Annotated in this window: 23 protein-coding genes; 5 read left to right on the top strand and 18 right to left on the bottom strand. The window is 71.0% G+C overall.

All coding sequences use genetic code 11. The features are described 5' to 3' along the window. Positions 1 to 446: 446 nt before the first annotated feature. The 4 genes from L3Q67_RS36875 to L3Q67_RS36890 all read right to left on the bottom strand — a co-directional run bounded on the left by L3Q67_RS36875 (position 447) and on the right by L3Q67_RS36890 (position 6568). Positions 447 to 3410 (bottom strand): 3-keto-alpha-glucoside-1,2-lyase-like domain-containing protein, encoded by a 2964-nt coding sequence (locus tag L3Q67_RS36875; RefSeq protein ID WP_499186044.1) that lies wholly within the window; start codon positions 3408 to 3410, stop codon positions 447 to 449. Positions 3411 to 3543: 133 nt separating this feature from the next. Then, on the bottom strand, positions 3544 to 4749 hold the full coding sequence (locus L3Q67_RS36880) for a metal-dependent hydrolase family protein (protein ID WP_499186045.1): 1206 nt from the start codon (positions 4747 to 4749) through the stop codon (positions 3544 to 3546). After that, on the bottom strand, positions 4746 to 5180 hold the full coding sequence (locus L3Q67_RS36885; protein WP_499186046.1) for a GAF domain-containing protein: 435 nt from the start codon (positions 5178 to 5180) through the stop codon (positions 4746 to 4748). Before L3Q67_RS36885 ends, L3Q67_RS36880 begins: the two co-directional genes overlap by 4 nt. Continuing rightward, positions 5177 to 6568 carry an MFS transporter gene (locus L3Q67_RS36890; RefSeq protein WP_499186047.1) on the bottom strand — a complete coding sequence of 464 codons (1392 nt, stop codon included), beginning with the start codon at positions 6566 to 6568 and terminating at the stop codon, positions 5177 to 5179. Before L3Q67_RS36890 ends, L3Q67_RS36885 begins: the two co-directional genes overlap by 4 nt. A gap of 166 nt (positions 6569 to 6734) precedes the next feature. Here L3Q67_RS36890 and L3Q67_RS36895 point away from each other — a divergent pair, with 166 nt between their 5' ends. Next, complete coding sequence (locus tag L3Q67_RS36895; RefSeq protein ID WP_499191728.1) at positions 6735 to 7577, top strand: MurR/RpiR family transcriptional regulator; 843 nt, start codon at positions 6735 to 6737, stop codon at positions 7575 to 7577. Here L3Q67_RS36895 and L3Q67_RS36900 read toward each other — a convergent pair. Beyond that, positions 7536 to 8168 (bottom strand): SGNH/GDSL hydrolase family protein, encoded by a 633-nt coding sequence (locus tag L3Q67_RS36900; protein WP_499186048.1) that lies wholly within the window; start codon positions 8166 to 8168, stop codon positions 7536 to 7538. The genes L3Q67_RS36895 and L3Q67_RS36900 overlap by 42 nt on opposite strands. 89 nt (positions 8169 to 8257) lie before the next feature. Between L3Q67_RS36900 and L3Q67_RS36905 the strand changes: the two genes are divergently transcribed. Continuing rightward, on the top strand, positions 8258 to 8857 hold the full coding sequence (locus L3Q67_RS36905) for a TetR/AcrR family transcriptional regulator (protein WP_499186049.1): 600 nt from the start codon (positions 8258 to 8260) through the stop codon (positions 8855 to 8857). Positions 8858 to 8914: 57 nt separating this feature from the next. Next, positions 8915 to 9265, top strand: a complete 351-nt coding sequence (locus L3Q67_RS36910; RefSeq protein ID WP_499186050.1) for an MmcQ/YjbR family DNA-binding protein — start codon at positions 8915 to 8917, stop codon at positions 9263 to 9265. Between the two features lie 195 nt (positions 9266 to 9460). On the opposite strand, the gene L3Q67_RS36915 is transcribed toward L3Q67_RS36910, so the two are convergent. The 6 genes from L3Q67_RS36915 to L3Q67_RS36940 are packed head-to-tail and all read right to left on the bottom strand — an operon-like array spanning position 9461 to position 13402. Next, a complete protein-coding gene (locus L3Q67_RS36915) occupies positions 9461 to 9760 on the bottom strand; it encodes a DUF302 domain-containing protein (RefSeq protein ID WP_499186051.1) in 300 nt (99 codons plus the stop codon). Continuing rightward, positions 9747 to 9980 (bottom strand): hypothetical protein, encoded by a 234-nt coding sequence (locus tag L3Q67_RS36920; protein WP_282768388.1) that lies wholly within the window; start codon positions 9978 to 9980, stop codon positions 9747 to 9749. The genes L3Q67_RS36915 and L3Q67_RS36920 overlap by 14 nt, the downstream gene beginning before the upstream one ends. Positions 9981 to 10011: 31 nt before the next feature. Then, positions 10012 to 10464: an Lrp/AsnC family transcriptional regulator gene (locus tag L3Q67_RS36925; RefSeq protein ID WP_499186052.1), complete on the bottom strand. Its 453-nt coding sequence runs from the start codon at positions 10462 to 10464 to the stop codon at positions 10012 to 10014. After that, a complete protein-coding gene (locus tag L3Q67_RS36930) occupies positions 10461 to 11597 on the bottom strand; it encodes a M24 family metallopeptidase (RefSeq protein WP_499186053.1) in 1137 nt (378 codons plus the stop codon). Before L3Q67_RS36930 ends, L3Q67_RS36925 begins: the two co-directional genes overlap by 4 nt. 30 nt (positions 11598 to 11627) lie before the next feature. Continuing rightward, a complete protein-coding gene (locus tag L3Q67_RS36935; protein WP_499186054.1) occupies positions 11628 to 12836 on the bottom strand; it encodes an MFS transporter in 1209 nt (402 codons plus the stop codon). Beyond that, positions 12833 to 13402, bottom strand: a complete 570-nt coding sequence (locus tag L3Q67_RS36940; RefSeq protein WP_499186055.1) for an ArsR/SmtB family transcription factor — start codon at positions 13400 to 13402, stop codon at positions 12833 to 12835. The genes L3Q67_RS36935 and L3Q67_RS36940 overlap by 4 nt, the downstream gene beginning before the upstream one ends. Before the next feature lie 103 nt (positions 13403 to 13505). Here L3Q67_RS36940 and L3Q67_RS36945 point away from each other — a divergent pair, with 103 nt between their 5' ends. Further along, complete coding sequence (locus L3Q67_RS36945) at positions 13506 to 14453, top strand: 5'-3' exonuclease (protein WP_499186056.1); 948 nt, start codon at positions 13506 to 13508, stop codon at positions 14451 to 14453. On the opposite strand, the gene L3Q67_RS36950 is transcribed toward L3Q67_RS36945, so the two are convergent. The 5 genes from L3Q67_RS36950 to L3Q67_RS36970 all read right to left on the bottom strand — a co-directional run bounded on the left by L3Q67_RS36950 (position 14444) and on the right by L3Q67_RS36970 (position 20973). Further along, a complete protein-coding gene (locus L3Q67_RS36950; protein ID WP_499186057.1) occupies positions 14444 to 15664 on the bottom strand; it encodes a putative GNAT family N-acetyltransferase in 1221 nt (406 codons plus the stop codon). The two genes, L3Q67_RS36945 and L3Q67_RS36950, sit on opposite strands and share 10 nt — an antisense overlap. 9 nt (positions 15665 to 15673) lie before the next feature. Next, complete coding sequence (locus L3Q67_RS36955; protein ID WP_499186058.1) at positions 15674 to 16060, bottom strand: DUF4333 domain-containing protein; 387 nt, start codon at positions 16058 to 16060, stop codon at positions 15674 to 15676. 34 nt (positions 16061 to 16094) lie between these two features. After that, positions 16095 to 17303 (bottom strand): putative GNAT family N-acetyltransferase, encoded by a 1209-nt coding sequence (locus tag L3Q67_RS36960; protein WP_499186059.1) that lies wholly within the window; start codon positions 17301 to 17303, stop codon positions 16095 to 16097. A 42-nt stretch (positions 17304 to 17345) separates the two neighbouring features. Continuing rightward, complete coding sequence (locus tag L3Q67_RS36965) at positions 17346 to 18110, bottom strand: DUF4333 domain-containing protein (protein ID WP_499186060.1); 765 nt, start codon at positions 18108 to 18110, stop codon at positions 17346 to 17348. Positions 18111 to 18210: 100 nt separating this feature from the next. Then, positions 18211 to 20973, bottom strand: coding sequence for a DEAD/DEAH box helicase (locus L3Q67_RS36970; RefSeq protein WP_499186061.1), 2763 nt, complete (start codon positions 20971 to 20973; stop codon positions 18211 to 18213). Positions 20974 to 21054: 81 nt separating this feature from the next. Between L3Q67_RS36970 and L3Q67_RS36975 the strand changes: the two genes are divergently transcribed. Beyond that, positions 21055 to 21654 carry a hypothetical protein gene (locus tag L3Q67_RS36975; RefSeq protein ID WP_499186062.1) on the top strand — a complete coding sequence of 200 codons (600 nt, stop codon included), beginning with the start codon at positions 21055 to 21057 and terminating at the stop codon, positions 21652 to 21654. On the opposite strand, the gene L3Q67_RS36980 is transcribed toward L3Q67_RS36975, so the two are convergent. Together L3Q67_RS36980 and tatC are read right to left on the bottom strand one after the other, a co-directional pair. After that, positions 21642 to 22523 (bottom strand): diacylglycerol/lipid kinase family protein, encoded by an 882-nt coding sequence (locus L3Q67_RS36980; RefSeq protein ID WP_499186063.1) that lies wholly within the window; start codon positions 22521 to 22523, stop codon positions 21642 to 21644. The genes L3Q67_RS36975 and L3Q67_RS36980 overlap by 13 nt on opposite strands. After that, positions 22523 to 23491: a twin-arginine translocase subunit TatC gene (gene tatC, locus L3Q67_RS36985; protein WP_499186064.1), complete on the bottom strand. Its 969-nt coding sequence runs from the start codon at positions 23489 to 23491 to the stop codon at positions 22523 to 22525. The genes L3Q67_RS36980 and tatC overlap by 1 nt, the downstream gene beginning before the upstream one ends. Between the last annotated feature and the right edge of the window lie 51 nt (positions 23492 to 23542).

Consider the following 23542-nt stretch of genomic DNA (forward strand, 5'->3'; position numbering starts at 1 on the left):
TACGGCTTGTTACGCTGGGGCGCGATCTTGGCGTTTTGTTCACTCTTTCGGCGCTAGCTCGGGGTATTTTTTGCACTCAGTTCCACTTTCCCAAGCAAACGGGTGAGAGACACGCTTCCGGTGTCACATTCGGCCACACCTCCCGACCTCACGCACAAGGGGAAAAGGCGGTGGCCACGATGTCCCACCTGTTCGAGCCGATCGACCTGCCGCACTCGGGCCACCTTCCGGCGGCGCCGCTCCCCCCAGCGCGTTCCCGGCCCCGCCGATCCGCACGGGCGGCCGAGAGCCAGTGTCGCCTGGCCGCACGATGCCCACACCTGGACCGCGTGGGCGACGATATGCGTCGGGCTGTGCCTGATGTTCGTGACGGCGGTGTGAGGACACGAATGTGGCTTTGGGGGCACAATCGGCCCCCAAAGCCACATTCGTGTCACCGCTACGGGTCAGCCCAGCGGCTCGATCCACAGGTTCCGGAAGCGCGGGTTCTCCCCCGCGTCCCCGTGGTCCTGCAGATAGACGGCTTCCGGCGTCGGGCCCTCCGGCAGGCTGGCGGACCCGGTCACCCCGTCGATCTCGACGTCGTTGTGCACCACGACCCCGTTCCACACCACCGTCACCCGCGCGTTGGCGATCTTCTTGCCCGCGCCGTCGAACCGCGCGGCGCGGAAGGTGATGTCGTAGGTCTGCCAGGTGCCCGGTGCCGCCGCCGGGTTGCTGTCCGGCGCCCGCTTCGAGTAGATCGAACCGGCTTCGTCGGCGGCCAGGGTCGTGTCACCGTAGGAGTCGAGCACCTGCACCTCGTACCGCTCCTGCAGGAACACCCCGCTGTTGCCGCGTGCCTGCCCGGTCACGTTCGACGGGTACTGCGGCTCCAGCCATTCGGCGTGCAGCTTGAAGTCGCCGAACTTCTGCTTGGTGCGGATGTCACCGCCGAGCGACTCCATCGAGCCACCGGCCACCGGCCAGGTCGCCGCGCCACCGGACCGCTTCTCCCACGAGTCCAGATTGGACCCGTTGAACAGGGTCACGCGCCGCACCGGGGTGAGGCTGAGCTTGTCGAGGTTGACGTTGCCGTCGTCCCCGCCGTCGAACTTGTAGGTCACCGTGTTGTTCCCGGCCCGCAACCCGAGCGCCTCGGTGTGCGTCGCCCAGGTGTCCCAGTCGACCGTGCTCGCCAGCCGGGTCTGCCGCACCTTCGTCCCGTTGACGTAGACGCTCACGGTTTTGCTGCCGGCGAACGGATCCGGGCCGTTCGAGTACCGCAGCCCGAGGTTGTAGTCACCCGCCGACGGCACGTTCACGGTGAACGCGGCGGCCGCGCCCGAGTTCCAGAAGCCGTCCACGAAACCGGTGCCCGAGTAGCCGGGGTGGTTGGTGTTGACCCCCGCGCCACCGCTCAGCCCGGCCGTCTCCGCCTCGTACTCGGTCGCCTGCGCGGTGCCGACGAGCGCGTTCAGCGTGTACCAGGCTTCGGTGCTCCACAGTGAAGCGCCGGATTCCGCCGCGAACGGACGCGGCGAACGGACGTGCACCACGTGACCCGCCTTCAGGCCCGGCATCTGCAGCGTGACCTTCTTGCGGTCGGCCGAAAGCGAAGCCGACGAGACCTGGACCGTCTGCTCGTCGATCTTCGGGCCGCCGTAGTCCGCGGTCGGCACGTAACGCCACTGCGACGCCTGGTACTTCGCGGCGAGGCCCTGCGCCGTCTCGTTCGACAGCGGCTGCGTGTACTCCAGTTCGAACCCGCCCTCGACCGCACGCATGGCGAGGATGTCGAACGCACCGGTACCGCTGGGCGTCAGCTTCTGCAGGCCGTGGCTCAGCTTGCCCGGCTGGCCCCAGTTGCCGCCCGCGCCGATACCACCGGTGTAGATGGCGCCGTCCGGGCCGAGGCTGATCCGGCTGACCCCGGCTTCGAGCCCCTGGGTCATCCGGAAGACCGCACCCTGGTACTCGCCGTTGACCTTCTCCAGATAGGCGCGCTGGATGCCGCCGTAGGTCACGTCACCGAACACCAGCTGCCCCGCGAACGGGCCGCTCGGCAGCTGGATCGGGTTGCTCGGCGAGTTGGCGATCTCGTTCTGCGGCAGCCACAGCGCCGGCGCGGTCACCGCACGGTTGTCGAACGGGCCGTCGGGGTTCATGTAGTGGTTGAAGAACCGGTCCTGCTTGACGTGCACCAGCTTCGACGAAGGCAGCCAGCCGCCCTGGTTGTCGGTCACGAAGACGTCGCCATCGGGCCCCCAGCCGATGCCGTGGGGCGTGCGCAGCCCACCGGCCACATAGGACACTTGACCGGTCGCCTTGCTCACCTTGATCGTGGTGCCGCGGTTCGGTGCGGGCTGCGGGTCGGTGGTGGCGCCGCCGTAGTTGATCGACACCGAGAGGTTCAGGTAGAAGAACCCGTCCCGGTAGAGCAGGCCGAAGGCGAACTCGTGGAAATTGCCGCCGAACGGCCAGGTCGCCACCGTGCGGTAGTCGTCGGTCACGCCGTCGCCGTTGGTGTCGTTCAGCTCGGTCAGCCCGGTCTTCTCCGAGACGTAGAGCTTGCCGTCGACGTACTTGAGCCCCATCGGCTCCTTGAGCCCTTCGGCGATCTTCTGCGTGCGCACCTTCGACGGGTCGGTGTTGCCGGAGACGCCGCTGAGCAGGTGGACCTCGCCGAGCTCGTTGTCGGTGCCGCCCCAGGTGGCGATGGCGAGCCTGCCGTCCGGCAGCCAGTCCATCGCGCTGACCTGCGGCTCGAACCCGTTCGGGCGCAGGTTCGTCAGGGTGAAGTTCGGGTGCACCCCGGTCAGCGGCACGCCGTCGCCAGGGCTGTCCCCGCTCGCCTCGCAGTCCTTGCGGCCGGGCGCGGTCACCCTGACCACGCCGGCGTCGGTGCTGAGCACGGAGTTCGGCACCACGCTGAAGCCGGACGCGCCCGGCGGCTGCCATTCGAGGCGGACCACCTGGTCGACGGTGGCGTCGAAGTGGTCGATGCGCAGGGCGTGGTAGCCGGCGCTCAGCTGGGCCGAGCCGTCCTTGGCGGTCGGCGAGTGCAAGCCGTCGTGGTTGATGACCACGTTGTCATCGATGCGCAGCCGGGAGCCGTCGTCGCTGGTCAGCCGGAAGTTGTAGGTGCCGGCGGTAGCGATGTTGAGGTTCGCGGTCACTTCGGAGACGAAGTTGTCGCCGATGCCGAAGTCGCCGGTGGTCGACCAGTCGATCACCGGCATCAGCTTGTCGATGTTGGGCGTCTGGCCCGCCTTGAGCGTGCACAGCTTGTCCAGCCCGACTTGGACGTCGTAGACGCGCAGGGTCACCCCTGGTTCCTGTGGTGGTATCTGGGCCGCCGCCGGTCCGGGCACCAGCAAGGGCCCCGAACCGGCGACGAGCAACGCGGCGAACAGCACTGGAAGACGCATGTTCTCTCTTTCCAGGGGGACCGGATTTGTAACTCAGGTCACAAGACATTAGAGAGAACTTTCGCCACAAGTCAACGAAAGTATGCACTGAACCAGTGAAAGTGCACCGAACGGCCGTGCTGAGCTGGGCTGTTCAGACCGGAATGCCGCCTTGCACGATCAAGCGGAACCGCTCCGGCGACGCCAGCACCCCGATGTCCTGGAGCGGATCGCCGTCGAGCACCAGCAGGTCGGCGTGCGCGCCCGGGGCCAGCGTGCCGATCTCCCCGGTCAGGCCGGTCAGCTCGGCGGCGACCGAGGTCGCGGACCGGAGCACGTCGAGCGGGCGCTGCACTTCGGCCCGAAGCCGGAACTCGTGGTTCTGGTGCCGGTGCATGCCGCCGAGCAGGTCCGACCCGTAGACGATCTTGACCCCGCCGCGGGCCGCGCGTTCGAGCGCTTCGAGCCCGGCGCCGAGCACCTCGTCCACCTTGCGCCAGCTCGACTCCGGCAGCCCGAACTCGCGGCCCTCCTCCTTGAGCGCCCAGTACGTCACCAGGGTGGGCACCAGGAACGCGTCGTGCTCGCGGAACAGCTCGACGCTGCGGTCGTCGATCAGGTTGCCGTGCTCGATCGACCGGATGCCCAGTTCGAGCGCCCGGTTCACCGCCCGCGCGGTGTAGGCGTGCGCGGCGACGTACCGGTTGGCGGCTTCGGCTTCCTCGACGATGGCCCGGAGTTCGTCGGCGGAGTACTGCAGGGAGTCGATCCGGTCGGTCGGCGACGCCACTCCCCCGGACGCCATCACCTTGATGTGGTGCGCGCCCTTGCGGAGTTCGTCGCGCGCGGCGGCGCGGACCGCGTCCACACCGTCGGCGATCCGGCCCAGCCCGGCGCAGCACGGGTGGTCGTCGTGGCGATGCGTGCCGCGGCCGCGGCTGTCACCGTGCCCGCCGGTCTGGCTCAGCGCCCGCCCGCAGAACAGCAGGCGCGGGCCGCGGAACAGCCCCTCCGCCTGCGCGTCGGCGAGGCCGTAGTCGGCCCCGGACGCATCGCGGACGGTGGTGAACCCGCGATCGAGCATGCGCCCCATGGTGTTCATGCTGTGCGCGGCCACATAGGACGGTGACTGCGCGGGGAGCGAGCCCAGATCAGCGGTCGACGCGGTCACGTGCACGTGGGCGTCGATCAGGCCCGGCACGACCACCGCGCCCCGCAGGTCGATCGTGCGGATGTCCGGGGCTTTCAGGTCCGGGCCGGTCTCGGCGATCCGGCCGTCGGCGCACCGCAGGTCACCTTCGACGTACTCCCCCACCTCGGGATCGAGCAGGCGGGCGTTGCGCAGCAGCAGCGAGCTCACCGGACCACCTCGTCGCGCAGCGCGGGCACGGCCAGCGGCGCCAGCGACATCGCCGCATCGACCGATGCCTGGTCGTACTTCCCTTCCGCGTCAAGGAGATTGAGCACACCGAGCGTCCGGCCGTCCTCGTCGACCACCGGCACGTTGATCACCGCACCACACCCGAGCCCGGCGATCAGCTCGTGGTCGGCGAAGATCTCCCGCACCGCCTTCGCGTCCGGGCCGAAGTACGGCCGCTGCGCGGTGATGCACTCGTCGAGCCAGCCGCGGGCGACCTCCACGGTCTTCTCGCCGCCGACCGGGTATTCCGCGGGGTGACTGCTGTGCACCCGGCGCAGCGCCCGCCGCACGGGAACCCACGCCAGCACGGTGAACAGCTCCACCCCCACCTCCGCGCGTACCCGATCCTCCAGAGTGGACAGAGAGGTCACTTGGTCATCTCCTCGGCGGTCGACACGGCGGCGCCGTGTTCGGTCAGTTCTTCCAGCGAGCGCCCGGCGGTGGACAGCCCGAACACCAGCACGCACAGCACCCCGGCGCCGAGCACCACCGTGGTCAGGCCGAACACCCCGCCGAAGCCGAGGCTGGCGGCGGACAGGCCGATGATCGTCGGCGCCAGGATGCTGCCGACCCGGCCGAAGGCGCTGGACAGCCCGGTGCCGGTGGCACGGATCCAGGTCGGGAACACCTCGGGGGTGTAGGAGTAGACGCCGGCGTAGGTGCCGTTGAGGAAGAACGACAACACGGCACCGGCGAGCGTGATCGACCACGGCGCGTCCATCTGGCTCAGCCAGAACGCGCTGATCGCCGAGCCGGTCAGGTACAACGCGATCGTCTGCTTGCGGTCGAGCTTCTCCGAGAGCCAGGCCGCCGAGAAGTACCCCGGGATCTGCGCCAGGTAGATGATGATGGAGAACTCGAAGCTCTTGGTCACCGTGATGCCGCGCTCGACCAGCAGCGTCGGGATCCACGAGAAGAAGCCGTAGTAGGAGAAGGTGATCACGAACCAGACCGTCCAGATCACCGCCGTCCGCCGCCGCATCGCCCGGCTCCAGAGGAAGCGCAATGCGATGAGGAGGTTGACCTTCGGCGTCTCGGTGGCGGGCTGCAGCGTGGCGGGCTCCGGCGGGGGCAGCGCCCGCCCGGTCGCGCGTTCGACGTCGCGTTCCAGCTTGAGGACCACCTGCTCGGCTTCCGCCTCCCGTCCCTGGGTCAGCAGGAAGCGCGGTGACTCCGGCAGGGATCGCCGCCACCACAACAGCATCACGATCGGCAGCGCGGTGATCAGCTGGGCGATCCGCCAGCCCTCCGGCGAGGCCGACACGACGAACCGGCCGATCAGCGCGGCGGCCACGAAGCCGAACGAGAAGAACCCGGCGAGTGCGCCGACGAACCAGCCCCGTCGTTTCGCGGGCACGAACTCGGACAGGAACGGCGCGATGATGGCGCTTTCCGCGCCCGCGCCCAGTCCGGCCAGCACCCGCGCACCGAGGAAGATCTCGTAGTTCGGCGAGAAGGCCGCGATGACGGAGAACACCGCGTAGAAGGCGAGCGCGTACATCATCACCTTCTTGCGGCCGATGCGGTCGCCGAGCAAGCCGGCCGCGACGGCGCCGAAGAGGAAGCCGAACGGCGTGGCCGACCCGATCAGCCCGAGCTGGCCGTTGCTGAGGTCCCAGACCTCCTTGACCGAGGGCAGCAGGAAGGCGACCACGGCCGAGTCCATGCCGTCGAAGGTGTAACCGAGGCCGCCGATCAGCAGCAGCTTGTAGTGGGGACGGCTCAGCGGGAGCCGATCGAGTCGTGCCAGGAGCGTCATAGCGCGCCCTTCGTGTCCGCCAACGAGGTGCCGACAAGCTATACTGCATATCTCGGTTTTTGCAATACTTGTTGCAACAGCGGTCGCGCCTGCACCGTGCGTTACCGTGAAGCCCGTGACGGACGCGGAAACCGACGACGGCCTGGAAAGCTGGCTGCGGGGCCGGATGCCGGAGCGCGGGCTGCGGCCACGCTCGGCCGCGGTGCTGGAACTGCTGGTGTCCCAGCCACGCCGGGCGTCGTTCGGCTCGACCGGCGAACTGGCCCAGCTCGCCGGGGTGAACGTGGCCACGGTGACCAGGACGGCGCAGGCGCTCGGTTTCGCCGGCTGGCCCGCGCTGCAACAGGAGTTGCGGGCGCGCTACCTCTCCTCGCTCAGCGCACCGCAGGTCGCCGAGGAACACAACGGCGTCGGTTCACCCGCGTCGGCATCGTTGCGGCGTGATCTGGACAGCCTCGCGCTGCTCAACCGCCGGTTCGACGAGGACGCGATCCGGACCACGGCCGAGGCGATCGCCGCCGCGCGGCGGACCGTGGTGATCGCCGACGGCAGCTACGCCGCGGTCGGCATCGCCTTCGCGCACAACGCGCGCCTGGCCGGGTACGACGTGCAGGCGGTCACGGCCGGTGACGCCGAACTGGCCAACCACACCGCGAAACTGACCGGCGAGGACGTGTTCGTCGCGATCAGTTTCTGGCGCCTGTACGAAAGCACCGTGCTCGCCGCGGACGAAGCTCGCCGACGCGGCGCCCGGGTCTTCGCGGTCACCGACGCGGCCAGCCCGGCGCTGGCGGGCGCGGCGGAGCAGGTGCTGATGGTGCCCGCGGAAGGCGTCACCTTCTTCCCGTCGCTGACCGCCGGCATGGCCCTGGTCCAGGCGATCGTCGCCCAGCTCGCAGCCGTCGACCCGGGCCGCACCAGCGAGTCGATCGAAGCGGCCGAGGCCATGTGGTCGCGCTTCGACCTGCTACACCGCCGCCCCGGCGGCACCCGGAACCAACCCGGCTAGCGCACGCACCACCTCGGCGGCCAGCACCGCCTGACCGACCCCGGCGAAGTGGATGCCGTCGGCGCTGATCAGCTCGGGACGGTCGTTGACCGGGTGGTCCCACATGTCGATCACCACCGCGTCGTGCTCGGCGGCGATGGCTCGGGTGAGCTTGTTGAGCATGCGGACGCGGTCGGGGAAGTCGGGGAACCGCGGCACGGTGAACGCCCTGCCGAGGGTGAAGGTGGTCAGCCGGGCCCCGGTGCTCGCGGCGATGGTGAACAAGCGTCGCAGGTTCCCTTCCACGATCCCGAAATCCGGCTCCGGTCGCCAGAGATCGTTGGCGCCACAGGCGACGTGGACCAGATCAGGCTCGAAGGCGAGCAGACTGTCCACTTGAGTCGCCAGGGTCCGGCCGATGGTCGCGCCGATCGTGCCGGTGTTCTGATAAGCCAGATTCAGTGGGAGCGCGGCAGCCACGCGGTCACCCCAGGGCAGCGGCGCATACCCCGGAGTCGGGTCACCGGTGCCCGCGGCGAGGCTGTCGCCGATCACGGCGAAGCGGCGCCAAGGTGCACGGGCGAGCATCCGCGCCGCGCTCTCTTTGGTCAAGCAGAAAGGGTCGTTCAGTTCGGTCAGCACGAGTTCACCATACGACCGTTCGTATTGTTTGGGCCAGGTTTTTGTGCGAGGATGAACCGGTGACCACCTCCGATGGGCGACTGCTCCGCGGCGCCCGCTCCCGGCAGTCGATCGCCCGCCACGCGGTGGACATGGCTTCGCTCGAGGGCCTCAACGGCGTGACCATCGGCCGCCTCGCCACGACCCTCGCCATGAGCAAGAGCGGCGTCCAAGCTTTGTTCGGCACCAAGGAAAAGCTGCAGTTGGCGGCGGTCGAGACAGCGCGCGAGGCCTTCCTCGACGCCGTCGTCCGGCCCGCCTCGAACCGCCCGCACGGCGTCGCCCGGCTGCGCGCGCTGATCGCCCAATGGACCGAGTACGCGACCATCCCCCTGTTCCCCGGCGGCTGCTTCCGGGCGGCGACCATGGCCGAGTTCGACAGCAAACCCGGCCCGATCCGCGATGCCCTCGTCCGCGACCAGCGCGACTGGCAGGCCTTGCTCGCCGGCGAACTGCGGCACGCGGTCGAGGCCGGGGAAATCCGGGATCTCGACCCCGAACTCGCCGCCTTCCAGCTCGACGCGGTCCTCTTGGCGGCGAACTCCGCCCTGCGCCTGGGCGACGAGGACGCCCTGACGAAGGTTCACCGCGTGGTGGACGGCCTGCTCCAGGCTCCTTGATCAACTCCTGTCGGTGCCGGGGCCTAGACTGAGGCCTCGATTCCTGGGGGGTGTGACGTGAGCGTGCGCAGTGAACAGTTCCAGCGCATGGTGGACGCGCTGGCCGAGGTGCAGCGCGCGAAGGGCAGCGAGTACACCTCGTACAGCGTGCGCGGCAAGCGTTTCGGGTACTACTGGCCGCGTACGCAGACGGTTGGGCTGAAGCAGACGCTGTCCGAACAGCAGGCGCTGGTCGCCGAGCGGCCGGAGGTGTTCGAGGTCCAGTTCACCACCGGCGGTTTCGGGTGGGTGGTGGTCTACCTGTCCGGCATCGAAGGCGACGAACTGGAGGAACTCGTCTACGAAGCTTGGCGCCTGTCCGCTCCAGAGGAACTCATCGAAGCAACCCCCTGGCCGACCGCGGGCTGACTGGCCTCCGTGTCGCGAACCCGGCCACGCGAACGTCGAACTCGGCTGCTCCAATGTGGATCTCGGCTCCCCGAGTGCGAGACTCGGCTGCCCCAACGTGGAACTCAGCTACCCGAGTGTGGGGTTCGCCCGCCTGAACGTGGAACTCGGCGGCCCGAGTGTGGAACTCGGTTGCCTGAACGTGGGGTTCGGGGGTCAGAGGTCCAGGGCGGCGCGTAGGGCTATGTCGATGCGTTCTTGGACGTCCAGGCCGACTTCGGCGACCCGTTCGTCCAGCCAGGGGCGGTAGAGGCGGGTCAGGTTGAGGGTGGAGATCCAGTACCGGCCGTCCACGGCCACGCCCAGGATGTCCTGGGGGTCGCGGTCCAGCAGTTCGGTGCCGAGCAGCCACGGCCGCTCGGAATCGTTCACGCCGTCCGAGGACAGCAGCAGGACGTTGCGCTGGCGGGACGGTTCGGTCGGGGGGTGGTACGTCCAGACTTCACCCCTCCGCACGCAGGTCCTCCTCCGCCTTCGCCAGTTCCAGTTCGTCGGCCAGCGCCAGTGCCTCGACCTGCGGGGGTGCGACGTGCGGGGTGTACCCGGTGCGGACGGCTTCCCGGCGGGCGGCCTTGGACAACCAGGACGAGACGGAGATGCCGTGGGCTTTCGCGGCCCGTTCGGCGAACTCGAGCGCTCCGGCGTCGAGCGAGAGGGTTACCTTACGTGTTGCCATACCTTTTATCGTACCATTCACCCGCCGGAAGTCAGAGCGTCGGTGAGCGCCCCTCGAACGGCGTGGACAGCACCACGGTGGTCCGCGTCGACACCTTGGCCGACTCCCGGATCCGCCGCAGCAGATCTTCCAGTCCCAGCGGAGAGGCTACCCGCACCAGCAGGATGTACGACTCGTCACCGGCCACCGAATAGCACGATTCGATCTCGGTGATGTGCTGCAGTCGCGTCGGGTAGTCGTCCGGGGCGGCCGGATCGTTCGGCGTGAGCGAGATCAGCGCGGTCAGCGGCAGGCCGATCTGCTCGCCGTCCAGCCGTGCCGAATAGCCCCGGATGACCCCGCGCTGCTCCAGCCGCTTGACCCGCTGGTGCACCGCGGACACCGAGAGCCCGACCCGTTCGGCGAGGTCGGTGAAGCTGCACCGGCCGTCCGCGGCCAGTTCCCGCGCGATCGCCTGGTCGAGCGGCTCCAGCGGCGTGGTCAAAGCGCGACCAGCTCGTGGGGCCGGTTGTTCACCGCCTCGGCACCGGTCTCGGTGACCACCACGATGTCCTCGATCCGCGCACCCCAGCGGCCGGCCTGGTAGATGCCCGGCTCCACGCTGAAGGCCATGCCCGGCTCCAGCGCCAGCGCGTTGCCCTTGATGATGTACGGCTCCTCGTGCACGTCCAGGCCGATGCCGTGGCCCGTGCGGTGGATGAAGTACTCGCCGAAACCGGCGTCGGCGATCAGGTCACGGGCGGCCGCGTCGATCGATTCGGCGGTCGCGCCGGGGCGCACCGCCTCGACCGCGGCACGCTGCGCGCGCTGCAGCACCGCGTAGGTCTCGGCCACGTCCGCGTCGCGCGGCTTGCCGAGCACGTAGGTGCGGGTGGAGTCGGAGTTGTACCCGTCGGGCAGCGGGCCGCCGATGTCGACGACCACCACGTCGCCGTCCTCGATGACCTTGTCCGACACGTCGTGGTGCGGGCTGGCGCCGTTCGGCCCGGAGCCGACGATGACGAACGCCGCCTCGCTGTGGCCCTCTTCCACGATGGCCGCGGCGATGTCCGCGCCGACCTCGGCCTCGGTGCGGCCCGGCTTGAGCCATTCGGCCACCCTGGCGTGCACCCGGTCGATCGCCGCGCCCGCCTGGCGCAGCGACTCGATCTCGGCGGCGTCCTTGCGCATCCGCAGCTCGCGGATCACCGGACCGGCCAGCGTCTGCTCGGCCCCGGCGATCGCCTCGCGCAGGCCCAGCACGTGCAGCGCCGGGGTGAAGTCGCTGACCGCGACCCGGCCCGGCTTGCCGAGGAGACCGGCGACCAGCCGGTAGGCGTCCTCGCCGTCGACCCAGGTGTGCAGCTCGACGCCGAGCGCGTCGGTGGGCACCTCGGCATACCCGGGGGCTTCCAGCTTCGGCAGCACCAGCGCGGGGGTGCCCTCGGCGGGGACCACCAGCGCGGTGAGCCGCTCGAACGAGCCGCCCGCCTGGCCGATCAGGTACCGCAGGTCCGATCCGGGGGCGATCACCAGAGCGTCGGTGTCCGCCGCCGTCGCGGCCTGCTTCGCCCGGTCGAGCCGGGCTCGAAGGGCGGCGGCGTCGGGAGCTGGGGTGTGGAGGGATCGGCGTGCCATGGCCGGAATCCTATCCTGGGCCGGGCCGCCTCACCTCGGCGACAGCTCCACCAGTGGTGGCGCGTCGAGCTGGCGCCAGACGCGGAACAGCAGCGGGCACAAGGTGATCAGCAGGTACGCGCCCCCCAGTGCGAGCGACGCCGCGGTCAGCCCGGCGAGGTCCATCAGCACCCCGGCGAGCAGGTTGCCCAGCGGCATCGCCGCCAGCGCTACCGAGCTGATCGCCCCGAACACCCGGCCCCGCAGTTCGGGCCGCACCCGGTCGAACTTCACCGCCGCGATGAGCGGGTTCAGCGGGCCGTTCGCCATCGCGGTCAGCGCGATCGCGGCCACCAGCACCGCGGGCGGCAGGTCCGCGGCGATCAGCACGAACGCGGGCGGGCCGCAGAGCAGGAAGCAGAGGGTGAACGTGGGCCACCGGCGCCAGCGCCTGCCGAGCCAGCCGAACAGCAGCGAGCCGAGCACGCCACCGGCCCCGCTGCCCGCGATCACCAGGCCCACCAGCGTGCTGTCGTGCCACACCAGGGTGCCGTAGGCGGGCAGCAGCACGGTGAACAGCCCGATGCCGAGCGCGTTGGTCGCCGCGCACATCAGGCACACCGCCAGCAGCAGCCGGTCCCGGCGCAGCGCGACCACGGATTCCCGCAGCTCCTGCAGATATCCGCTACCGCGTCGCGAACTGGTCTGTCCTTTTGGGACGAACAAACCGACAAGGGCGGCCGCGAGGACCAGCGTGGCGGCGTCGAGCAGGAGGACCGGCGGCGGGCTCAGCACCGCGATCAGCACGCCGCCCGCGGGGGCGCCCAGCAGATCACCGAGGCGCTGCACGGCTTCCTGCGCGCTCGCGCCGCGTTCGATCCGCACCCCGGTCGCCGGCAGCAGGACCTGCTTCGCCGTCCGGGCCGGCGACCGTCCGGCCCCGATCGCCAGCGACAGCACCAGGAGCACCGGCAGCGACAGGCCGATGGTGCCGTGCGCCAGCGGGATCGCGGCCACCGCGGCGGCGGTGAACAGATCGGCGAGCACGCTCATCCCGCGCCCGCCGTACCGGTCCACCAGCGGACCGGCCAGCGCGACGGAGAACAGCAGGCCCACCGCCTCGGCCGCGGCCACCATGCCGGTCTGCGCGCCGCTGCCGGTGGTGTCCAGCACGAACCACGGCACGGCGACCAGGGTCATCGCCGCGCCCGCCGAGGAGATCGCGGTCGACGAGACCAGGGCGATCAGTGCTCTGTTCACGGCTCCTCCGGGTGGCGTTCGCGGGGGAAGGCGGCCCAGTGCGCGACGACCGCGGTGTCGCCCTCGCGGGGCTCACGCCGGTAGCGCGCGACCACCGCGTCCACCTCGGCGGACAGCTCCTGCGCCTCCTCCGGGGTGAGGGAAAGGCTGTAGTCGCTGAACGCCGGTGCGTCGCCCCACGAGTCGCGCCACCGCTCGGCGTTGGCGAAGAATGAGGCTTCCCGTTCGTAGCGGCGTTCGGCCGCGCTCATCAGGTAGGTGTTCAGCGGGCCGGTGAGGTCGGGATCGCCGGCGAACCGCATCGCGTTGAGGTTGAAGCTGTCGTGGACCACGCGCCACCACCGCTCACGCCGGTTGCCGCGCTCGGCGTCCTCCTCGACGAAGCCGTGCTCGGCGAGCTGGCGCAGGTGCCAGCTGGTGGTGCCCGAACTCTCCCCCAGCCGCTTGCCCAGCCCGGACGCCGTGGCGGGGCCGTCGCGGCGCAGGAGTTCGACCAGGCGCATCCGCAGCGGGTGCGCCAATGCCCGCAGCATGCGCGAGTCCAGCTCGACGGTCTTCCGTTCCATGCCGCCAGCGTAGAACGCAGAGAGCTCTTTGCAAAGTATCCTCTGCAATCAACCCGGCAATCCGGGAGAACCGGCCACCCGGTTTCGTGGCAGGCTGTAACGGGTGACCGCACCCCTGGCCCTGCTGGATTCCGCCAGCCTCTACTTCCGTGCCTTCTACGGCGTTCCCGAGTCGATGACCGCGCCGGACGGCACCCCGGTGAACGCCGTGCGCGGCTTCACCGACACCGTCGCGCGCATCCTCACCGAACGGAAGCCCTCGCGCCTGGTCGCCTGCCTCGACGCCGACTGGCGGCCGCAGTTCCGGGTGGACCTGCTGCCCACGTACAAGACGCACCGGGTGGCCGACGCGGAGGTCAACGCCGAGGAGGTGCCGGACACGCTCAGCCCGCAGGTGCCGATCATCCTCGACCTGCTGGAGGCCGTCGGCCTGGCCACCGCCGAGGCGGCGGGCTACGAGGCCGACGACGTGATCGGCGCGCTGACCGTGCACGAGACCGAGGCGCCGGTCGAGGTGATCACCGGTGACCGCGACCTTTTCCAGTTGGTGCGCGACGAGCCGACCCCGGCGACCGTGCTCTACGTGGGCCGCGGCTGGATGAAGAAGGAGATCCTCGACCCGGCGGCGCTGGCGGCGAAGTACAACGTGCCGGTGGAGAACGCGGGCGCGGCCTACGCCGACATGGCGGCCCTGCGCGGCGACCCCTCGGACGGGCTGCCGGGCGTGCCGGGCATCGGCGAGAAGACGGCCGCGAAGCTGATCACCCAGTACGGCTCGCTCGAGGCGCTGGTCGAGGCCGGGCGCAACGCCGACAAGAACCTGCCGCTGAAGACCCGCATCCGCCTGACCGAGGCGGCCGGCTACCTCGCCGTCGCGCCGACCGTGGTGCGCGTGGCCGCGGACGCGCCGGTGAAGATGTCCCGCCCCGACCGGGTCCCCGCCGAACCCGCCGATCCCGCGCGCGTGGCGGAACTGGCGGAACGCTGGGGCCTGGGGACCTCGGTGGAGCGGCTGCTCAAGGCACTACCGGTCGCCGCCGGTCAGAAGTAGGTCCCGCACCAGGGGCGGACGTCGGCGCGGAAGAGTTCGTCCGCGTCCGGGAGCGCGGCCGGGTCCACGACGGTGACCCGGCCCGCCGCGGCCAGGGTGCTCGCCCGCCACTCCCCCAGGTACAGCATCGCCAGCACCTCGGCGTCCACCCGCAACTGGGCGGGCGCGTCGGTGCGCGTGGCACCGTCCGCGGTGATCCGGTAGGAACCGGTGTTCTCCGGCAGCAACCGGTCTTCCAGGCCGAGCACCACGGCCGGCGCCTCGCGGTAGGTGCGGGCGGCCAGCGCCGCGCCCGCGTCCAGCAGGCGCACCCAGATGTGGTCCTCCACCCCGGTCACCCGCACCGCGCGTGCGTCGGCGACCAGCGCGCGCAGCGGTTCGTCGGCGGGCCGCATCGGCGCACTGATCTCGGCGACCAGGTCCAGGCCGATCAGGAAGCGCCACAACCCGGCCGCCGCGCCCAGGTCGGCGGCGTGCAGGTCCCGGACCTCCAGCAGCGCGCCACGGCCGGGGTCGTCCGGCGTGCGCTGGTCGGTGGTGCGGAACACGGCGTACCCGTTCTCGCCGTCGGGTCCGATGTGGACGGCCACGCGGTGGTCGCCACCGCCGTCGCGCACCAGCCGGTCGTGGTAGGCGGGCCACCACAGCTCCGGCCGCTGGATCATGCCCGGCCGGGTCAGCCCGATCCGCCGGTACAGCTCGGGCACGCGGCCGACCGCCTCGGCCGGGCCGAGCAGGCGGACCCGGCCGGTCACCGGCACTTCGGGCCGCGGGGCCGCGCGCGAGGTGATGACCCGCAGGTTCTGACCCGTCGTCGCGGCGCCGTAACCGAACCGGCCGTAGATGGTGGCCTCGCTGGCGTGCAGCGTGGCGATCAGGTCACCGCGGCGCACGCAGTCGCGCAGTTGCTCGGAAAGCAGCGTGGTGACCACGCCGCGGCGGGTGTGGTCGGCCCGCACGGCCACCCCGTCGACCGCAGCCGCGGGCAGGGTCTTCCCGCCGGGGACGGCGATCGCGGTGGCGAACGAACTGGTCATGCCGACCGGGGCGTCCCCGTCGAAGGCGGCGAAGGTGCGGTCGGCCGGAAAGGACGGTCCGACGAGCTGCCAGCCCTGGTCGTCGGGCGGGCTCGCGTGCAGTGCCTCGGCCAGCAGGCGGTGTACCGCCCGCCGCTCCCCTTCGGCGATGGGCCGGAAAACCAAGTCGTTCATGACGCCAAGTCAACCGGGCGCCGCAACCTCATATTCGCCTTCGTCGGTCTTGACCGTGATCGGTACCGGCCGCTGTTCCCCGCCGATCTGGGCCTGGCAGTCGAAGGTGTGCCCGGCGCGCACCGGCTGCCCCGGCGGGCAGAGCACGGTGCCGAGTCCGGTGACGCCGAAGTTCTGGGTGAGCACCTGGCGCACCCCCTCGGCCACCGCGGTGTGGTCGAACAGCTTCGGCTGCGGGCCGAAGCTCACCGGGGTGGGCGAGGTGGTGGCGACGGCCGGGGGTGGAAGGGCCGGGGCGGTGGGCGGCGCGGCAGACGGCGGATCGGCAGTCTCACAACCGGCCAGCGCTCCCGCCAGCACGGCCGCCAGTCCCCATCCGACAAGCCGACACCGCACCCGGACACCCCCGCTGCTTCATGGATCGGCAAGGTCAGAAGAAAGTACCGCACCAGGGGGCGGTGCGCGTGCCGAAGAGATCGTCCGCGAGCGCGGGGGCCGCCGCGTCGACCGCCTCGATCCGCCCGGCCGCCGCGAGCGCGCGGGCCGTCCACGTGCCGAGGTACAACATCGCCAGTTCCGAGACGCCGAGCCGCACCTGCGCGGGACGCTCGGTCCGGCTCACCTCCCCGTCGTCGATCAGGTACCGCCCGGAGTTCGCCGGCAGCACCACGTCGGACACCTCCAGCACGAGCGAACCCCGGCCGTAGGCGCGGGCGGCGAGCGCGGCGGGCACGTCGACGAGGCGCAGCCACAGCTCGTCGGCCGAGCCGGTGGCCTTCGTGGTCCGCGGGTCCTCGAACATCAGCGGCACCGCTTCGTCGGCCGGCCGATACGAGGTGGAGATCTCGTCGATCAGGTCGACGCCGAGCAGGTGGCGCCAGAGCCCGGCCAGCGCCGTGCTGTCCGCCGCGTGCAGCGATTCGAGGTGGAGCACGCTGTCCGCGTCGAAGATGCGATCGGCGTAGTAGCAGGCGAACCCGTCCGGGCCGGTGGCACCGTGGTGCACCAGGGTGACGAACGGCTTGTCGCTGCGGCGGAACATGCCTTCGAGACCGGCCCACCACCACGGCGACCGGGTCAGGTGACCGGGCCCGTGCGCGGGCAGCGAGGCGTAGAGCCCGGGCAGCCGTTCGACGGCTTCGTCGAGGTCGAGCAGCTCGATTTCCCCGCCACGCGGTACTCCCGGGCGCAGCCGCGCCCTGCGGGTGTCCACTTTGTACTGGTGGCCGAGCGTGCTGACGCCGTAGCCGAAGCGGCCGTAGATCGAGCCCTCGGTGACGTACAGCCCGGCGACCGGCACCTGCCGCGCCGCGAAGTCCTCGAACTGCGCGCGCATCAACTCGGTGAGCACCCCGCGGCGCGTGCGGTCCTGCCGCACCGCGACCCCGGTGACCGACGCGAACGGCAGGCGGCGCCCGCCGGGCACGGTCAGCTCGGCGTCCATCGACCGCGCGGTCCCGATCAGCCGGTCGTCACCGGCGCCGAACACGCCGAGCGTGCGGCCGGGCTGGTAGGCCCGTGCGCCGGTGCGGTCCCAGTCTTCGTCCTTCGGGGCGCCGAGGTGCAGACCCGCGAGGAACAGGCGCGCGGCGTCGCGCACCTCGTCCCCGTCGAGGGTGCGCAGGGTGAAGTCACTCATGCGTCGATCCTCGCCGACACCACCCGGCCAAGGCCACCCGATTTACTTCGGCGTGCCGACTTCGTAGGTGCCATCGGCTTCGTTGACCACCTTGATCGGCACCATCTTGGTGGCGCCGCCGATCTTGGCCTCGCAGTCGAACCCGGTGCCGTTCTTGACTTCCTTGCTCTCCGGGCAGGTGACCCCTTCGACGCCCTGCACCTGGTAGTTCTCGGTGAGCACCTTGCGCACCGCGTCCTGCATGGCGACGTTGTCGAAGACCTTCTTGTTGAACGGCGCGGGCCAGACCAGCAGCGCCACCGCGACCAGCGCGATCACCACCACCGCGCCGAGCCCGATCCACAGCGCCTTGCCGGACTTCTTGCCGCTCTCCTGCGGCTGGCCCGGCTGCCCCGGGTAGCCCGGCTGCTGCTGGGCGAAGTCGTACTGCGAGGTCTGGCCGTACTGCGGCTGCGGCCCGGTCTGCGGGTAGCCCGGCTGCTGCTGGGCGTACTGCTGCTGGTTCGGGTCGTACCCCGGTTGCGGCTGGTTCGGGTCGTAGGCGGGTTGCTGCTGCTGCGGGTAACCGCCGGGCTGCTGCCCGTACTGCGGTTGCGGGCCGGTCTGCGGGTAGCCCGGTTGCTGCTGCGGGTAGCCCTGCTGCTCGTACCCCGGCTGCTGCTGGGGGTAGCCGCCCTGCTGTGGGTAGCCCGGCTGCGGTGGCTGGGCGGGGAACCCGCCCGATGGCGTGCCCTGCGGTGTCCCCCCGCCATAGCCCGGTTGCTGGGCCCACTGCTGGGGGTCGTTGCCGCCGTACGGCGTGCTCATCTTCTCGCCTCCGCGATGTCCGGTGTGCTCGTCCCCGGCGATCCAACCACAGGCCGGGGTGCAATTCACGTAACGAATGGCCTCCTCGACCAGGCCGGTGTCACGTCCCGCCCGCGGCGACCACGCCCCGGCGGACCGCGCGGACCGCCTCGGCGGCGGTCGCGCCCACCGGATCGCCGCGGCCGAGCACGTCGCGGATCTGGTCGAGGATGTCGATGACCTGCCGTGACCAGCGCACGAAGTCCCCGGCGGAGAGCTCCTGCCCGTTGGCCTCCGCCGAGGTCAGCACCTTCTCCAGCGACTCCCCGCGCGCCCAGCGGTAGACCGGCCAGGCGAACCCGGCGTCCGGCTCGCGGGTGCGGTCGAGCCGGTGCCTGCGCTCGTCCTCGGTCAGGTCCGCCCACAGGCGCACGGTCTCCTGCCACGCCTTGGTCACCGCGCCCTGGGGCAGCCGCGGCTCCCCCGCCGAATCGCGGCGCGCTTCGAAGACCAGCGTGGAGACCACCGCGGCCAGTTCCGGTGCGCTGAGCCCGGCCCACACGTCGTTGCGGATGCACTCCGCGGCGAGCAGGTCCGACTCGCTGTAGAGCCGGGCCAGCCGCTTGCCGTGCTCGGTCACCGGCGTCTCGGCGTGGTCCCGCAGGTAGCCGCGTTCGGAGAGCAGCCGCAGGATCCGGTCGAAGGCACGGGCCAGCGAGTGCGTTGTGGCCGCGACCTTGCGCTCCAGCTGGGCGTTCTCGGCGGCGAGGCGCTGGTAGCGCTCCACCCAGCGCAGGTTCGCTTCGCGCTCGGCCAGCCCGTGGCTCGGGTGTGCGCGCAGCGCCCGGCGCAGGGCGGCCAGCTCACCGTCGTCGTTCGCCGTCGTGCGCCGCTTCCCGCGTCCCGGCAGGGAAATCCCGGCGTCGCGCAGGGTCGAGGCGATGTCGCGGCGGGTCTTCGGCGAGCGCAGTTCGACGTGCTTGGGCAGCCGGATGCGGCCCAGCGCCTCCACCGGCGCCGGGAAGTCGGCCACCGACAGCGGCCCGGACCAGCGGTCCTCGGTGACCACCACCGGCCGCGGTTCGCGCAGCGGGTCGAGCCCCGGGTCGACCACCACGGCGAGCCCGGCGCGGCGGCCCTGCGGCACCGCGATCACGTCACCCTTGCGCAGCTTCTCCAGCGACTCCGTGGTCTGCGCGCGACGGGCCGAGGTGTTCTGCCGGACCAGCGCCTTCTCCCGGTCGGAGATCTTCTTCCGGAGCTCCACATAGGACAGCATCTCGTCGAAGTCGCCGGTGATCGCCTCGCGGTAACCCTTGAGCGCCTCGGTGTTCTTGTCGATCCGGCGGGCCGTGCCGACCACCGACCGGTCCGCCTGGAACTGCGCGAACGACTGCTCCAGCAGCGTGCGCGCCTCTTCGGCACCGAGCTGCGCCACCAGGTTGATCGCCATGTTGTAGCCGGGCCGGAAGGACGACCGCAGCGGGTAGGTCCGGGTCGAGGCGAGCCCGGCGACCTGTTTCGGGTCCACCCCCGGCTGCCACACCACCACGGCGTGGCCCTCGACGTCGATGCCGCGGCGGCCTGCCCGGCCGGTCAGCTGGGTGTACTCGCCGGGTGTCAGGTCGACGTGCGCCTCGCCGTTGTACTTGACCAGCTTCTCCAGCACCACCGTGCGCGCGGGCATGTTGATGCCCAGCGCGAGGGTCTCGGTGGCGAACACGACCCGGACCAGGCCGCGGACGAACAGCTCCTCGACGGTCTCCTTGAACGCCGGGAGCATGCCCGCGTGGTGGGCGGCGATGCCCTGCTCCAGCGCCTCGCGCCACTCCCAGAAGCCAAGCACGCCCAGGTCGCCCTCCGGCAGGTCGCCGGTGCGGCTGGCGATGACGCGGCGGACCTCGGCGGCCTCTTCGGGGGTGTTGAGCCGCAGCCCGGAGCGGGCGCACTGCGCCACCGCGGCTTCGCAGCCCGCGCGGGAGAAGATGAACACGATCGCGGGCAGCAGCCCGGCGCCGTCGAGCTGTTCGACGACCTCGACCCGCGACGGCGGCCGGAACCGGGGCCCACGCGGCGGAGCGCCACGACGGCCGCGTGCGTTGCGCAGCGCGTACGGCGACGCGAACCGCGCGCCGACCTCTTCGACCCGGCGCAGCAGCGTCGGGTTCATCTGCAGCTCGACGTCACGGCCGCTGTCCCCGGCGAACAGGTCCAGCAACCGGCCGCCGACCAGCATGTGCTGCCACAACGGCACCGGGCGGTGCTCGTCGACCACCACCGTGGTGTCCCCGCGCACCGCGACCAGCCACTCGCCGAACTCCTCGGCGTTGCTCACCGTCGCCGACAGCCCGACCACGCGCACGTGCTCGGGCAGGTGCAGGATGACCTCTTCCCAGACCGCGCCGCGGAACCGGTCGGCGAGGTAGTGCACCTCGTCCATCACCACGTAGGCCAGCTCGTTGATCGTCGAGGACCCGGCGTAGAGCATGTTGCGCAGGACCTCGGTGGTCATCACCACGATCTGCGCGCTGCCGTTGATCGCGGTGTCGCCGGTGAGCAGACCGACCGCGTCGTTGCCGTAGCGGGCCACCAGGTCGGCGTACTTCTGGTTCGACAACGCCTTGATCGGCGTGGTGTAGAAGCACTTGCGGCCCTCGGCCAGCGCCAGGTGCACGGCGAACTCGCCGACCACCGTCTTGCCGGCGCCGGTCGGCGCGCAGACCAGCACCCCGTGCCCGTCCTCCAGCGCTTCGCAGCCGCGGAGCTGGAACTCGTCGAAGACGAAGGCGGATTCGGCCGCGAACCGGGTCAGCTGGCGGTACCGGGAGCGGCGCCTGGCCTGCCCGTAGGCTTCGGCAGGCGAGAGTGCGGAGCTGTCGGACACGTTCTCAGCGTTTCACACCACCCGGCCCGCGCGCATTCGGCAGGCCGGGAACCGAGCGGGCTCCCGCGGCATCTCACTCCCATGATCGCTTCGAGAGGGGCCGCCGCGATGGACACCGGGGAAGCCACGCCGTCACCGCTCACCTGCCCGCAGTGCCGCGAGGTGGACCAGGTCCAGCACGTGCCCGCGGTGCACCACGGCGGGCGGATGTCCTACCGGGGCGTCGGCCCGGCGATGACCGGCGACACCGGCTACGCCACGCCCTACCACGGTGTCGCGACCAGCGCGGTCTCCGCCGCGCTGAACCCGAACCCCCCGGTCCGCGGCACCGGCGGGCACCTGGTGCTCGGCATCCTCAGCACGATCTTCTCCGGATTCGCGCTGCTCATCGCGCTGTCGCTGACGGTGGCCGGCTCCCCCATGAGCCTGATCGGGCTGTTCTGGACCTGGATCTGGCCCGCGCTCGGCATCGGCATGGCGGTGCTCGGCTTCCTGCAGTACTCGCACCGCGGCCGCGCGAACGCCGAGATGCGGCAGGGCTCGCAGCGGGTGCTGGACGTGTGGTCCCGCGCCTGGTTCTGCCACCGCTGCGGGGTCGTGTTCTTCCCGGAGAACTCCCAGGTCATCCCGCTGCCCGCGTTCCGGGCGTACCTGTGGCAGATCGGCGACTACCGGATCTGAGCCCCGGCCAGGCGCAGCGCGCCGGGCACGCACCGCACCGCCATCGGCAGGCGGCCCTGCGGCTCGCCGTCGGCATAGGCGGGCCAGTCCGACCCCTCGAGCATCACCTCACTGGCCCGCAGCGTCTGCACGGCCGGGTGGTCCAGGTGCCGTCCGGCCCGCAGCCGCGGCAGCATGCGCACCAGTTCCGTGCGGCTCGCCCGGCCGACCACGGTCACGTCGAACAGGCCGTCGTCGGGCCGGGCACCGGGGCAGATCGGGATGCCGCCGCCGTAGTAGCCGGTGTTGCCGACGGCCACCATGGTCGCTTCGAGCTCCAGCGTGGTGTCCTCGGTGCGCACCCGCAGCGGCCCGGGCCGGAACGCGGCCAGCTCGCTGACGATGGCCAGGTCGTAGCGGCGGGGTCCGCTCGGCCAGCGCAACCGATTCGCCCGCTCGCTGACCAGCGCGTCGAACCCGGCGCAGAGCACCGTGCCGAACCAGGCGTCACCCACCCGGCCGAGGTCGATCCGCTGTTCCGCGCCGGAGATCACCGCGTCGGTGGCGGCCATCGGGTCCTCCGGCACGCCGAGCGCACGGGCGAAGTCGTTGCCGGTGCCCGCCGGGACCAGGCCGAGCCGGACGTCACGCCCGGCGCAGAACTGCACGCCCTGGTGGGCGGCACCGTCCCCGCCGAGCACCACGAGCAGATCCAGCCCGGCGGCCGCCGACGAGTGCATCAGCGCCCGCGACTCCTCCACCGTGTTGGCCACCAGCAGGTCCAGCCGGTCCACCGCGGTGCGCAGGCGCTCCGCGACCCGGCCGGCGATCCGCGCCGCCGCGCCGTGCCCGGAGGCCGGGTGCACGGCCAGCGCCGCGTGCCCGCCCACTAGGTGATGTCGTCGGTCTTCGACCTGCCGCGCTTGGTCCGCTCGGCGGGCACCGGCTCCGGCTCGTCGATGCTGCTCGGCGTGTACTCGAAGGGCGCGGCCTCGTCGTCGTCGAGCTGGTCCCAGCCCTCGGTCCCGCGCTTCTTGTCCAGCCTGCGGTCGTGGAACCGCGAGACCTGGATGGCCACCTCGCAGAGCAGCGTCAGCGCCCCGGCCAGCGCGAGCATGGAGAACGGGTCGTTGCCCGGCGTGGCGAAGGCGGCGAAGACGAACAACGCGAAGATGATGCCGCGGCGCCACTTCTTCAGCTGGGCGTACTTGAGCACGCCCACCTGGTTGAGCATGACGATCAGCAGTGGCAGCTCGAAGCTGACGCCGAAGATGATCAGCAGCGACAGCACGAAGGAGATGTACTTGTCACCGGCCAGCGCGGTGGCGAACTCGTCACCACCGAAGCCGACGAGCAGGGCCAGCGCGCCGGGGATGAGGAAGAAGGCGAGGTAGGCACCGGCCGCGAACAGCAGGCTCGCGAAGCCCACGAAGGTCATCGCGTACTTGCGTTCCTTCGAGTACAGACCCGGCGCGATGAACGCCCAGAACTGGTACAGCCACAGCGGGGCGACCAGCACCATGCCGGCCACGATGCCCACCTTCAACTGGATCATGAAGGCTTCGAAGGGCTGGGTCTGCAGCAGCGTGCAGCCGCGGCCCTCGAACTCGATCCGCACGTCGTCCGGCAGCGCGCAGTACGGAGCGGTGATGATGTCACCGAGTGACGGGATGGGCCCCAGCTTCACCGCGAACCAGATGAAACCGAAGACACCACCGGCGAGGATGGCCAGCAGCGCGTACCCGAGCCGCCTGCGGAACTCGTAGATGTGCTCGATGAGCGTCATCGTGCCGTCGGGGTTGTACCGACGGCTCCTCCTGCGCCGCTTGCTCTTGCGGCTGGTGCCCTCGTCCGCCACTACGGGGTCCGTTCTTCTGCGCTACAGGGACTGGGGGTGCGGGACAGCACC

Source organism: Saccharothrix sp. AJ9571, from assembly GCF_021725495.1.
Classification (GTDB): domain Bacteria; phylum Actinomycetota; class Actinomycetes; order Mycobacteriales; family Pseudonocardiaceae; genus Amycolatopsis; species Amycolatopsis magusensis.